Raw genomic sequence first — 12,804 nt, 5'->3', positions numbered from 1 at the left:
TTAAGAGGCGAGTAGATTAAACGCGCTTCTTGAATTCACCGTTACGTGAATCGATTTCAATCTTGTCGCCAGTCTTAACGAAGTCAGCAACACTGATAGTGAAAGTGCTACCTACTAGAGTTGCAGGCTTCATCACCTTACCAGAAGTATCACCACGTGCTGATGGCTCTGTGTAGCCAACTTCACGTACGATAGTTGTTGGTAATTCAACAGAGATAGCCTTACCTTCGTAGAAAGTCACTAGACAAACGTCTTCCATACCATCAACGATGTAGTTAACTACGTCGCCTAGGTTTTCTGCTTCAACGTCATACTGGTTGTATTCGTTGTCCATGAATACATACATTGGGTCAGCGAAATAAGAGTAAGTACACTCTAAACGCTCAAGTTGAATGGTTTCGATCTTGTCGTCAGCTTTAAATACAGTTTCAGTACCTGAACCTGAAAGTAAGTTCTTTAACTTCATTTTGCATACAGCAGAGTTACGACCAGACTTGTTAAATTCAGTCTTAAGTACAACCATAGGGTCGTTACCCATCATGATTACGTTACCTACACGTACTTCCTGAGCAGTTTTCATTGCTTGTTTCCTATATGTTCTTGAGTGTTTTATTAACCGCAGGATTTTAGCTGTTTTTGACGAATTGCACTAGTCGAGATGCTAAATCTGCGTGGTTTAATGCATTAACTGGCCAATTTTGCGCATGTTTGCTTAAAGAGGAATCAATAAAATCAATTTGATCCCAGTAATTGACTGCTAAATTTGGTTGGTTTTGGTTAAATGCAAGATTAAGTGACTGCCAGTTAGCGGCAGTATGCGCATCCAAATCTTGACAATATTTATCCATAAAAGCTTGTAACTTAACGATATGGGCATCTTCTTCTTGCTGATAAATATGCCATAACATCGGTTTTGCAGCCCATTGTGCCCGTAAGAAAGAGTCTTCTCCACGTACGATGTTTATATCGCAACTCCATAATAAACGATCAAAACCTTGTTGATCTGTCATAGGCAAAATATGGAGTGTAACATTGCTAAGTGTCAGCTGTTTAGTATTATCTAATTGAGTGCGCTGCTCCACCGATAGGGAAGTTTTAATGCTGTTTAAGCTTCGTCCCATTGGTATCAACAAATGAATAGTCTGATGCAGTTGCTGCCAATATTCGAGTAAGCCATTAAGCGCTTCAGTTTCATAACTGAACACTGAAATAACAGTATCAGTTGCTGCTATGCCTTTGATACCTAACGTTGTGAATAAATTAAGCTTATTAATATTGTCGCTTTGCCATTGATCTCGTTGTGTGAATAATGTTTGTTCACACAATAACCCACCCGTTTTGTCAGTAAATCCGGGGAAGAAAAAGTATTTGTGAATGCCATTAGCCGAAATAGATGCTAATTGATGACAATCTTCTACCCAAGATTCAGCCGTGAGATATTCTAAATTTATCCAGATAGGTGGGGTATCAAGCAATGCTATTTGTTGCTCTACCTGTTGCGGTAGGTTACACGCAAAGGCTTCAATGATAACGTTGCCAGGCAACCATTGCTCTGTAAGTGGTTGATCCCACAAATGGATGTTAACGTCATCGAATCTTTGTTTAGTTAAGTTTGGATCTAAACGAGGCAATATATGTTGGAAACTTGCTAAGTCGTCTACCCACAGCGTGATAGGTAATTTGAATTCAGTTGCCAATTGACGTGCTAAACGCCATGTGACACCGATATCACCATAGTTATCAACGACGGTACAAAATATATCCCAGTGAGGAGTGGCTGCTATGTTTGTCATAATTTATCAACAAAAAAGCGGCTTTACGCCGCTTTTAAAATAAAATTGAGCAAGGATTAATCTGCTAATTCAGCTAAACACATCTCTTCATAGATTTGCTTAACCCAAGCATCAACACGCTCTTCTGTTAGTTCTGGTTGACGATCTTCATCAATACCTAAACCAACAAAATGTTTATCATCAACAAGTGCTTTTGATGCTTCAAAGTTGTAACCAGCAGTTGGCCAGTTACCAATGATAATGCCGCCACGAGCTTCAACGATGTCACGGATCATGCCCATCGCATCTAGGAAATATTCAGCGTAATCTTCTTGGTCACCACAACCAAAAATAGCGACTAATTTATCTTCAAAATTAATCTGTTCAAGTTCTGGGAAAAAGTCATCCCAATCACATTGAGCTTCGCCATAGTACCAAGTTGGGATACCAAAGATTAGCAGATCGTATTCAGCGATTTGCTCTTGAGTGCTCTTTGCAATATCTTTTACTTCAACCATCTGCTTACCCAGTTTCTTCTGGATTTGCTTTGCGATGGCTTCAGTATTACCTGTGTCACTACCGAAAAAAAGACCTACGGTTGCCATTGTCTTTCCTTTAAAAATAAGTTCACTTTGTAATGCAATCCAACAAAAGTAAAATCAGTAACAGATTTGCTTTTGCAGGATCAGTTCGATTAATTGGCTGCGACTAATATTACTTGCCTCAGCTTGTTCATTCAAGGCGTCATACAAATCTTGTGACACTTTCAATTCTATTCTTTTCAAACCCTTAGCTCTATCACGCTGGATTTGATTACGCTTATTGACCTTTAGTTGCTGCTCACGGGGTAGAGGATTACTTCTTGGACGACCGCGACGCTTTTCATTGGCAAAAAGGTCAATAGTTGTTCTATCTGTTACTTCTTTCGCCATTTATTTTGCTTAACCTATGCTTGAGGCTTCCCAAGTCACTTGGATTACACCTTTAGCAATAAACCCGGCGCAGCCGAGAAATAAAACTAACCAAACGATATATCGACCAAATTTAGGGACGTTGCCTTGTTTCAAGACATCATGAATAGCCATACCAATAAAGAAAAATATTGCCGCAAAAAATAGATTGAGGCCGATTGTTTCTATTTGTTCCATATATTGAGCCAGCATTATTCGTCTTTCCCATCCATCCTTAGGTCAAAAGAGGGCGGAATATAACATATCAAGCCGCTATCGGCTATACGTTTTATATGCCTGATTGCTCATTATCAACACTGGCTAAAAATTTGCTCACTATCATGTTAAACGTTGTTGGTTTTTGGCTGTGTAACCAGTGGCCCGTATTCGCAATTATTTTAGCTTGGCAATGTGGAAACTGCTTTAATATAGATGTTCTATATTCATCTACAATGTAGTCAGAATCTCCGCCTTTAACAAATAAACATGGGCCTTGATAACTCATCTCTACAAATGGCCAGTCTATCACCTGTGGATATTGATTCATGATGGTATCAAGATCCATACGCCAAGCGTATTTGTCCTCATTCTTATATAAGTTTTTTAATAAAAATTGGCAAGTCCCTAAATCAATACCAGCGGAAATTAAGCTCATTTGTGCTTCTACACGTGTTTTAAGTTGATTTAGATCAATTGCTTTTAGGGCGTTGAATATTTGTAAATGTCTGGCTGGGTATGTTACTGGAGCGATGTCAGCTGCCGTTACACTACTTATTAATTGTGGGTAGGTTAACGCACAAGCGAGTGCAACTTTACCTCCCATAGAATGGCCAATAAGATGCGGTTTGTTGAGCTGTTGTTGTTCAATAAATTGTGCCACATTTGCGGCCAAATCTTGATAATTTAATGTTTGCTTATGAGGGCTCAATCCATGGTTTGGTAAATCAAGTCGATAAACTTGGTATTGCTTAGACAGCTCCGCTCCTAGTGTTTTAAGGTTGTCTAAATTACCCAATAAGCCGTGAATTAAGATAACAGGATGACCTTGACCTGTTTTAACAAAATGCATGTGATCTACCTCAAATAATACGCTTTTTTTATAGTGCTTCAATTACCATGTTATCTCAATTAAATTTATGAAAGCATTGTTGTTGTGTTTGTTTTTTATGCATCTAGTGTGTTTAAAGCACAATATCGTCATAAGATTAATTTTTTTGAAAGACAACGCTTTAAATACAGCCATAAACTGGCTTAAACTGGTAGACATTAATTGTCAGGACATAAATGTTATGTCTAATTGACATATTGTAATTATTCAAAGGATATTAATTGTCATGAAATATATCGAAGTTGATGAAGAACTTTATCGTTATATTGCCAGTAAGACGGAACAGATTGGTGAAAGTGCGTCAGATATCCTTAGGCGATTATTAAATATTGAATCGTCTACTCAGGTCACAGATCAATCAATGCATCCTGATATCATTTTATCTCAACCAAGTCATGAAGTGGTTCATTTCGCCCCAGTTGAAAGTAAAAGACCGGTATCAGCGGTTGCAGCACCGATTCAATATCAGTTTAATCAATTAATTAATGAACATATGCTTGAACAGCAAAAAGGTGCAGTAGGGCGTTTCTTGCACCTTTTAGCGGCTATTTACGATCAAAATCCAGCAAAATTTGAGCAAATTCTTCAAATACAAGGTCGTGATCGCCTCTATTTTGCAACAAGTAAAGAAGCTTTATTAAAAGCCAGTAAAACTGCAAATCCAAAAGAGATTGGTCACAGCAATTTTTGGGTAACAACCAATAATAGTACGGCAAAAAAACGTGCAATTTTAATCGAAGTATTAGAACAATTTGGTTGTGATGAGACTCGTGCAGAGTCGATTGCAGAACATATCTAGAAAGGATTCAAGTCGATGTCTATTTTTGAACGTGCAGGTACTATTGCAACCAGCGCTGATCTAACGAATATTCCCAAATTACTGTGTGATTATTATTTATTAACTCCCGATATGTCTGATATTAGCCAACATGTCTGTTTTGGGACATCAGGGCATCGAGGTTGTGCGACAAAGCAGAGCTTCAATCAACAGCATATTTGGGCGATAACTCAAGCGATCGTTGATTATAGAACTCAGGCGAATATTAGCGGTGAACTTATTCTGGGTATTGATACTCACGCGCTATCACAAGCGGCATACTTCAGTGCTCTTGAGGTGTTGTGCGCCAATAAGGTCAACGTTGTTTGTCAACTTGAGGATAGTTTCACGCCAACCCCTGTAGTATCGCAAACCATTGTTGCTCGTAATTTAACATCTACAGCTTTGGTTGATGGCATTATTATCACTCCATCACATAATCCACCTCAAGATGGTGGCATAAAATATAACCCACCTCATGGTGGTCCTGCAGAAAGTGATATTACTGCTTGGATTGAGCAACGCGCTAACCAATATTTGCAGCAACAATTGCATGGTATTAACAAGATGGAATTAGCACAGGCTCGCCAAGCTAATTTAATTGATTATCAAGACTTGATGACACCTTATGTTAATGCATTGGCTGAGGTCATCAATCTTGATGCTATTCGTGATGCAAAAGTAAAAATCGGGGTCGATCCATTAGGTGGTTCAGGTATTTATTACTGGGACATTATTGCGAGCAAATTCGAACTTGATATCACGGTCGTGAATGACAAAGTTGATCCAAGCTTCAGTTTTATGCCGTTAGATAAAGATGGCAAGATCCGTATGGATTGTTCATCTCCTTATGCAATGGCGTCATTACTGCAATATAAAAACGATTTTGATATATGCGTGGGTAATGACCCTGACTATGATCGTCACGGTATTGTATGTCCGGGTACGGGGTTGATGAACCCAAACCACTATTTAGCCGTAGCAATTGACTATTTACTGACTTATCGTCCTGGTTGGGTTGATTCATTAGCTATTGGTAAAACACTGGTATCAAGTGCCATGATTGATAAAGTCTGTGCTTCTCATGGTCGTCGTTTGATTGAAGTACCTGTTGGCTTTAAATGGTTCGTAGACGGTTTAAGCCAACAGACAATTGCTTTTGGCGGTGAAGAAAGCGCGGGTGCTGCATTTTTAAAGCATGATGGTACGACATGGTGTACCGATAAAGATGGTTTTATCTTAGCATTACTTGCTGCTGAAATTATCGCTGTAACAGGCCAAACTCCTGAGCAACGTTATCAATTGTTGGTTGAAAAGTTTGGTGCATGTTATTACAAGCGAATTGATAGTCCAATTAGCCTTGAACAAAAAGCTAAATTTAGTCAACTAACCGCAGAACAAGTCACAACAACGCACGTTGCTGGTGATGAAATTAATCAGGTTATGACTCATGCACCAGGTAATAACGCGGCAATTGGTGGGTTAAAAGTAACGACTAATAATGGTTGGTTTGCTGCAAGACCATCTGGAACTGAAGCGTTATTTAAAATTTATGCTGAAAGCTATGTCAGTGATGAGCATTTACTACAATTAATCGCTGATGCGCAATTGTTAGTTGCTGATGCATTAAAGTAATAGATAAAAAGCACTCTTCTGAGTGCTTTTTTTTGTTTTAAATTTAAGCAAATGAAATGGTTACTTAAGAGCTAGCATTATTTTTAGGTATATTTATGGTATTGTTTTATAGCTAACTAACTAAAAATATTAAAATTATACTGGATATGTTGTAAGAGGAAGAACAGATGGAAACAATGTTGATGGAACAAAAAGACTTTCTACAATTGACCTTGGATAACCCAAACGGAATTGAGCAAACTTTTAGTTATAAATTAGCGGATAATACATTGGTATCGGTACTTGATACTGGTGTTATAACATTTGAACCCGAGCATCCACATGGTAAAGATATTATTTTATCCTGCGGTGTTCATGGTAATGAAACCTCGCCAATTGAGCTTTGCAATGGCTTAATTACAGCAATACTAAGCGGTCAAATTGAAGTTAAACATCGTTTGATGTTTATCATCGGCAATCCGCACGCCATTTTAAATTTTATTCGTTTTATTGATGAAAATATGAATCGTATGTTCAGTGGTGCGCATTCTCGTGGTGAGGGCTTAATTAATCCTGAACGTATTCGCGCTGCTAAACTTGAACAATATGTTGATCAATTTTATGCAGGCAATCAAGACCCAACACAGCGGATCCATTACGATCTGCATACCTCTATTCGTGGTGCGGTGCATCCATTATTTGCCGTTTATCCTTACCGCCAAAACAAACCTTATTTAGGCCGTGAGATAATGTTTATGCACGGCTGTGGTGTCGATACCATTTTATTCCACCATGAACCGACCACGACTTTTAGTTATTACTCTTCAGCAAAACACCATGCAGATGCGTTTACGGTTGAGTTGGGTAAAGTATTCCCACTTGGCGAAAATGATATGTCGTTGTTTGAGGAAGCACGTTTACGCTTAACTGAACTTATTTGTGATATGCCTTTGCAAATTGAGGCGTATGAACAAGATAAAGTAAATCTTTTTCAGGTTTGCCGTACCATAGTGAAGCAAACTGATGCATTCAAATTTACTTTTAGCAATGATATTTTGAATTTTACCGCTTTTGAAAAAGGCCATGAAATTGCAACCGATGGAGATCTTTCCATTTGTATTGAAGCATCACAAGAATATGTGGTGTTTCCCAATGCGAAAGTTCCTGTAGGGCAACGTAGTTTAGTGTGTCTGATTAAAGCAAATTCCATCCAAATTATTTAATGTAAACGATTTGTTACGTTAGATTTGTGCCGAATCATATTGAGAACTGCTTGACTGATTGCGACACAGTTTACGTTAACGTAATGTAAAGCTACTCAATAAATTAAAGGGGGATATCCCCCTTAACATTAAGAGCAGGATATGACCACAGGCACTCATTTAAGCGACACTATTCATCGGGTTGAGTTTCTCGACAAAGATGCGTTAAAGATCCCAACTTTAAAGGTGTTGCAAGCAGATGGAACTGCTTACGAATCAGCAATTCTTCCTAATATCGATCAAGCCTTAGCACTTAAAATCATGGATACATGTGCATTTACACGTGTACTCGATGAACGAATGCTTGCGGCGCAACGTCAAGGCCGTATTAGTTTCTACATGACGTGTACCGGTGAAGAGGCTGCCATTATTGGTAGTGCAGCGGCTTTAGATCCACAAGATGTTATCTTAGCGCAATATCGCGAACATGCAGCGTTGCGATATCGTGGTTTTACGACCAAGCAATTTATGGATCAGCTGTTCAGTAACGCTAATGACTTGGGTAAAGGTCGACAAATGCCTATTCATTACGGTAGTTGCGAGTTAAATTACCAAACCATCTCGTCACCATTAGCGACACAAATTCCGCAAGCGACAGGCGTTGGTTTTGCTTTTAAACATAAACAACAACGTAATATTGCTATCTGTTATTTTGGTGAAGGTGCGGCATCTGAAGGTGATTTTCATGCTGGTTTAAATATGGCAGCAGTATTAGGTTCGCCTGTTATATTTTTCTGCCGAAATAACGGCTACGCCATTTCCACACCGACTAATGAACAATATGCGGGTAATGGCATTGCTAGCCGTGGTTTAGGCTATGGCATGCATACTATTCGTGTAGACGGTAACGATATGCTAGCGGTGCTAGCTGCGACTCAGATGGCAAGAGCTTATGCCATTGAACATCAAAAACCCGTTTTGATTGAAGCAATGACTTATCGCTTAGGTGCTCATTCATCATCAGATGATCCATCAGGTTATCGTTCTAAAGATGAAGAACAGCAGTGGCGTCAACATGATCCTGTATTACGTTTCAAGTTGTGGCTCATTAATAAAGGCTGGTATGACGAAGCGCATGATCTCAATATTATGCAACAGTACAGGGAAGAGATCCTTGCTGCCGTTAAAGTCGCTGAAAAAGTCGCCATACCTAATATTGATACCATTATTGAAGATGTATTTGATACACCGACACCGGCATTAAAGCGACAACTTGAGCAATTAAAATCACATATCGCTAAGTATCCATCAGCATATCCAAAAACGTCTGGGAGATCGTAACAATGGCTGAAATGAATATGCTACACGCAATCAATGAAGCATTAGCGATTGCAATGGAAACCGACGCAAATAGCGTGATTTTTGGTGAAGATGTTGGTCAATTTGGTGGTGTTTTCCGTGCGACAGCCGGCTTACAGGACAAATTTGGCGCCAGTCGATGCTTCAATACGCCATTAACTGAGCAAGGCATTATTGGTTTTGCCAATGGTTTAGCATCTAATGGCATGACACCCATCGCTGAAATCCAATTTGCAGATTATATTTTTCCCGCAATCGATCAACTAGTTAACGAAACAGCTAAGTTTAGATACCGTAGTGGTAATGAATTTAATGTTGCAGGCCTTACTGTCCGAACTCCTTATGGTGGCGGCATCGCTGGTGGCCATTATCACTCGCAATCACCAGAAGCTTATTTTACTCAAACACCAGGCATAAAGGTGGTTGTACCTAGAAATCCTGAACAAGCTAAGGGATTATTACTTGCGGCGATACGTGACCCAAACCCAGTTATCTTTTTTGAACCGAAACGATTATATCGAGCCTCGGTTGGTGAAGTACCTGAGGGTGATTATCAATTGCCTTTAGGCAAGGCTGAAGTGGTAAAACAAGGTGCTGATATCACGTTAGTTGCGTGGGGTGCACAAATGGAGATTGTTGAAAAGGCTGCAGATATGGCCGAAAAAGAAGGCATATCTTGTGAGATAATTGATTTACGTACTCTTGCCCCATGGGATGAAGACACTGTTGCAGAATCTGTGATTAAGACCGGACGTTTACTGATCAATCATGAAGCACCATTAACCGGTGGATTTGCAGGTGAGATTGCGGCCGTTATTGCAGAACGCTGCTTCTTATATCTAGAATCTCCAATAAGTCGAGTATGTGGATTAGACACGCCGTATCCACTTGCACATGAAAAAGAGTATATGCCTGATGCACTCAAAACGTTTGAAGCAATTAAAGCGACAGTCAATTTTTAGGAGATGGTAATGATTAAAGAGTTTATTTTACCAGATATTGGCGAAGGTGTTATTGAGTGTGAGCTGGTTGAGTGGTTGGTTGAAGAGGGACAGCAAGTTGCTGAGGATCAGCCAATTGCTGATGTGATGACAGATAAAGCATTGGTACAAATCCCCACACCTTTTGCGGGTGTTATTCAAAAACTTTATTATCAAAAAGGTGAAATTGCTAAAGTTCATCAACCGTTATTTGCTGTTGAGGCACTAGAAATAGACACTGCTGTGTCATCTAATGATGATTCAGCAGCTGAAGTCCTCACCACGCGCAATGAACAACAGGCGTATGGAACTGAAGATTTTATGTTGCCGGATATTGGTGAAGGGATTGTTGAATGTGAGTTAGTTGAATGGCTGGTCTCTGAAGGACAATTTGTTAATGAAGATGACCCGATTGCTGATGTGATGACTGATAAAGCATTGGTTCAAATACCTGCTCTAAAAACTGGCAAAATTAAGCAGTTGTATTACCGTCAAGGTCAGTTAGCACAAGTACATCAACCACTTTATTCTATTGAAGTGCCAATAGAGGGGCAGCCATTACCTGCCGATGCTTTAATGCATCAAGTTAATAATGAGGTTGATAACGCAAAAGCAACGTTAACGAGACAAGGTAAAGCGGTTGCAAGTCCAGCAGTAAGACGCCTAGCCCGTAGTCATGATATCGATATCAGTTTAGTGAATGGTACTGGTAAAAATGGCCGGGTATATAAAGAAGACGTGCAGTTATATATTGATAATGGCAATAAGCAAGTAGTCGCTAATGTGATTGATACAATTCCAGCTGAATTTGAAAACACTGTAGTTGTACCTTGTCAAAGTCAGACAAGAGTTGAACCTATTAAGGGGATACAAGCTGCAATGGCGAAGATGATGACTACGAGTGTATCGACAATTCCTCATTTTACTTATAGTGAGGAGATTGATATTACTAAGTTATGCCAATTACGTCAGTCATTGAAACAAAAGTATTCGACGGAAAGTTGTAAGTTGACATTGATGCCTTTTTTTATAAAAGCATTATCGTTGGCCATCAATCAATTCCCTATCCTTAATAGTCAAGTTAATCAAGACTGTACTGAGATCACCTATTTAAATGACCATAATATTGGCGTTGCGGTAGATTCAAAAATGGGATTAATTGTACCCAATATTAAGCATGTTAATCAAAAAAGCCTACTAGAGGTCGCTACTGATTTAACCAGTATCATTGATAGTGCTCGAACAGGTAGAGTCGCACCTGAACTATTAAAGCAGGGGACAATAACTATCTCTAATATTGGAGCGATTGGTGGCACCGTCGCGACCCCTATAATCAATAAACCTGAGGTGGCTATTGTTGCTTTAGGAAGAATCCAAAAATTACCTCGTTTTAATCATAATGGGGATGTAGAAGCTCGACAAATTTTACAAGTCAGTTGGTCAGGCGATCACCGAATAATTGATGGTGCAACAATGGCTAAATTCTGTAACGTATGGAAGCAGTATCTCGAAACACCTGCTGAGATGTTACTCAATTTACGTTAGTCACTTTATAAGATTTATTTAAGGCACAAATTGTTGTGCCTTTTTTATTGTGATTGATATAAATTAGTTAAATATTTTTATACTATTTCGTATAATCAACCCAGTTTTTTACTCATTGGACGTACTATGAGCGTGTTAGCCCCAAGAATTACAAATATTGCTTATCCTTTTCCGCCTAAGCCTGTGGCAATCTCTGAGATGGAAAAGCTGCAATATAAAATGCGAATTAAGCAATTATTGAAAGACAAAAATGCTGTTCTTGTGGCCCATTATTACACCGATCCTGAAATTCAAGCACTTGCAGAAGAAACAGGTGGCTGTGTATCAGACTCACTCGAAATGGCTCGTTTTGGGCGTGACCATCCAGCACAAACATTAATAGTTGCTGGGGTTAAGTTTATGGGTGAAACAGCAAAGATTTTAAGCCCTGAAAAAACAATTTTGATGCCAACACTGGAAGCAACTTGTTCATTAGATGTGGGTTGTCCTATTGAAACATTCAGTGATTTTTGTGATCAACATCCTGATCATACCGTTGTGGTATATGCTAATACCTCTGCAGCCGTTAAAGCGAGAGCTGATTGGGTTGTGACTTCGAGTATCGCACTAGAAATTGTTGAGCATCTAGATAGTGAAGGTAAAAAAATTATCTGGGGACGATCGCCATCTGGGTAGCTATATCGCTAAACAAACTGGTGCAGATATGTTGATGTGGCAGGGGGAATGTATTGTTCATGATGAATTTAAAGCAAAAGCTTTACTACAACTAAAACAGCAATATCCTCAAGCTGCTGTGCTGGTTCATCCTGAATCACCAGCAAGTGTGGTTGAAATGGCAGATGCAGTGGGTTCGACGAGCCAATTAATAAAAGCGGCTCAAACAATGGATAATGAGATGTTCATTGTGGCGACTGATAAAGGTATCTTTTATAAGATGCAACAAGCTGCGCCGAATAAAATATTAATAGAGGCACCTACAGGTGGAGAGGGCGCAACTTGTCGAAGTTGTGCACATTGTCCATGGATGGCAATGAATGGCCTACATGCTATTGAATCAGCTTTATTAAATAATGAACCTATGCACCATGAAGTTTTTGTTGATGATGAGTTGCGAGAAAAAGCATTATTGCCCCTTAATAGAATGTTAAATTTTGCAGCAGGTCTGAATATGCAAATCAAAGGAAATGCATAATCGTTAATAAATTTGATTTTTATAAAGCCCCATTTATGGGGCTTTTTTTATAGTTACTCTAAAATATATTATTATAAATTAAAACAGTTGGTTATGCCTTGTTTTAACGGTAGACGTTTTCCGCTGCGTGCTTGCATTTTGCATTGCAAATTGGGTTGCGCATATTGAATAGTTGTTAAATATTTGCTTTAATATGTTGCATAGTGGTGTTATTTCTTTGATTGGTAATAACTGACTTACGTGAAATTCCTAAAATACTAATAAC

The 12,804-nt window shown here is 39.0% G+C and carries 12 protein-coding genes and 1 pseudogene; 7 read left to right on the top strand and 6 right to left on the bottom strand.

Annotation, left to right across the window (positions count from 1 at the left end):
• Positions 1-16: 16 nt before the first annotated feature.
• The 6 genes from efp to JCM15074_RS06210 all read right to left on the bottom strand — a co-directional run bounded on the left by efp (position 17) and on the right by JCM15074_RS06210 (position 3,791).
• Positions 17-580 (bottom strand): elongation factor P, encoded by a 564-nt coding sequence (efp, locus tag JCM15074_RS06235; RefSeq protein ID WP_025820444.1) that lies wholly within the window; start codon positions 578-580, stop codon positions 17-19.
• A 46-nt stretch (positions 581-626) separates the two neighbouring features.
• Complete coding sequence (gene earP, locus JCM15074_RS06230) at positions 627-1,793, bottom strand: elongation factor P maturation arginine rhamnosyltransferase EarP (protein ID WP_025820443.1); 1,167 nt, start codon at positions 1,791-1,793, stop codon at positions 627-629.
• Between the two features lie 56 nt (positions 1,794-1,849).
• The gene (gene fldA / locus JCM15074_RS06225; protein ID WP_025820442.1) at positions 1,850-2,377 is read right to left on the bottom strand and encodes a flavodoxin FldA; all 528 of its coding nucleotides are present in this window, start codon (positions 2,375-2,377) and stop codon (positions 1,850-1,852) included.
• A 54-nt stretch (positions 2,378-2,431) separates the two neighbouring features.
• Positions 2,432-2,704 (bottom strand): LexA regulated protein, encoded by a 273-nt coding sequence (gene ybfE / locus JCM15074_RS06220; RefSeq protein ID WP_025820441.1) that lies wholly within the window; start codon positions 2,702-2,704, stop codon positions 2,432-2,434.
• A gap of 9 nt (positions 2,705-2,713) precedes the next feature.
• Positions 2,714-2,935: a DUF2788 domain-containing protein gene (locus JCM15074_RS06215; protein ID WP_025820440.1), complete on the bottom strand. Its 222-nt coding sequence runs from the start codon at positions 2,933-2,935 to the stop codon at positions 2,714-2,716.
• Between the two features lie 76 nt (positions 2,936-3,011).
• The gene (locus tag JCM15074_RS06210; protein ID WP_025820439.1) at positions 3,012-3,791 is read right to left on the bottom strand and encodes an alpha/beta fold hydrolase; all 780 of its coding nucleotides are present in this window, start codon (positions 3,789-3,791) and stop codon (positions 3,012-3,014) included.
• Positions 3,792-4,056: 265 nt separating this feature from the next.
• Here JCM15074_RS06210 and seqA point away from each other — a divergent pair, with 265 nt between their 5' ends.
• From seqA to nadA, 7 genes and pseudogenes are all read left to right on the top strand, one after another.
• Positions 4,057-4,629: a replication initiation negative regulator SeqA gene (gene seqA / locus JCM15074_RS06205; protein ID WP_025820438.1), complete on the top strand. Its 573-nt coding sequence runs from the start codon at positions 4,057-4,059 to the stop codon at positions 4,627-4,629.
• A gap of 15 nt (positions 4,630-4,644) precedes the next feature.
• A complete protein-coding gene (gene pgm / locus JCM15074_RS06200; RefSeq protein WP_025820437.1) occupies positions 4,645-6,282 on the top strand; it encodes a phosphoglucomutase (alpha-D-glucose-1,6-bisphosphate-dependent) in 1,638 nt (545 codons plus the stop codon).
• Between the two features lie 167 nt (positions 6,283-6,449).
• A complete protein-coding gene (gene astE, locus JCM15074_RS06195) occupies positions 6,450-7,484 on the top strand; it encodes a succinylglutamate desuccinylase (protein ID WP_025820436.1) in 1,035 nt (344 codons plus the stop codon).
• 141 nt (positions 7,485-7,625) lie between these two features.
• A complete protein-coding gene (locus JCM15074_RS06190) occupies positions 7,626-8,804 on the top strand; it encodes a thiamine pyrophosphate-dependent dehydrogenase E1 component subunit alpha (protein ID WP_025820435.1) in 1,179 nt (392 codons plus the stop codon).
• A gap of 2 nt (positions 8,805-8,806) precedes the next feature.
• Complete coding sequence (locus JCM15074_RS06185; protein ID WP_025820434.1) at positions 8,807-9,784, top strand: alpha-ketoacid dehydrogenase subunit beta; 978 nt, start codon at positions 8,807-8,809, stop codon at positions 9,782-9,784.
• Positions 9,785-9,793: 9 nt separating this feature from the next.
• On the top strand, positions 9,794-11,347 hold the full coding sequence (locus tag JCM15074_RS06180) for a dihydrolipoyllysine-residue acetyltransferase (RefSeq protein WP_025820433.1): 1,554 nt from the start codon (positions 9,794-9,796) through the stop codon (positions 11,345-11,347).
• A gap of 126 nt (positions 11,348-11,473) precedes the next feature.
• Positions 11,474-12,539, top strand: a pseudogene (gene nadA / locus JCM15074_RS21195) (quinolinate synthase NadA).
• The last annotated feature ends 265 nt before the right edge of the window (positions 12,540-12,804 follow it).

Origin of the sequence: Shewanella marina JCM 15074 (genome assembly GCF_000614975.1) — a bacterium.
Lineage (GTDB): Bacteria > Pseudomonadota > Gammaproteobacteria > Enterobacterales > Shewanellaceae > Shewanella > Shewanella marina.
The sequence above is the reverse complement of the archived record's forward strand: the minus strand, read 5'-3'. Positions and strand labels throughout refer to the sequence as shown.

Coding starts and splice junctions, on each gene's coding strand:
- ybfE (WP_025820441.1), bottom strand. CDS start 2,704: ATGGCGAAAGAAGTAACAGATAGAACAACTATTGACCTTTTTGCCAAT.
- seqA (WP_025820438.1), top strand. CDS start 4,057: ATGAAATATATCGAAGTTGATGAAGAACTTTATCGTTATATTGCCAGT.
- pgm (WP_025820437.1), top strand. CDS start 4,645: ATGTCTATTTTTGAACGTGCAGGTACTATTGCAACCAGCGCTGATCTA.
- JCM15074_RS06215 (WP_025820440.1), bottom strand. CDS start 2,935: ATGCTGGCTCAATATATGGAACAAATAGAAACAATCGGCCTCAATCTA.
- JCM15074_RS06190 (WP_025820435.1), top strand. CDS start 7,626: ATGACCACAGGCACTCATTTAAGCGACACTATTCATCGGGTTGAGTTT.
- JCM15074_RS06180 (WP_025820433.1), top strand. CDS start 9,794: ATGATTAAAGAGTTTATTTTACCAGATATTGGCGAAGGTGTTATTGAG.
- efp (WP_025820444.1), bottom strand. CDS start 580: ATGAAAACTGCTCAGGAAGTACGTGTAGGTAACGTAATCATGATGGGT.
- JCM15074_RS06210 (WP_025820439.1), bottom strand. CDS start 3,791: ATGCATTTTGTTAAAACAGGTCAAGGTCATCCTGTTATCTTAATTCAC.
- JCM15074_RS06185 (WP_025820434.1), top strand. CDS start 8,807: ATGGCTGAAATGAATATGCTACACGCAATCAATGAAGCATTAGCGATT.
- fldA (WP_025820442.1), bottom strand. CDS start 2,377: ATGGCAACCGTAGGTCTTTTTTTCGGTAGTGACACAGGTAATACTGAA.
- earP (WP_025820443.1), bottom strand. CDS start 1,793: ATGACAAACATAGCAGCCACTCCTCACTGGGATATATTTTGTACCGTC.
- astE (WP_025820436.1), top strand. CDS start 6,450: ATGGAAACAATGTTGATGGAACAAAAAGACTTTCTACAATTGACCTTG.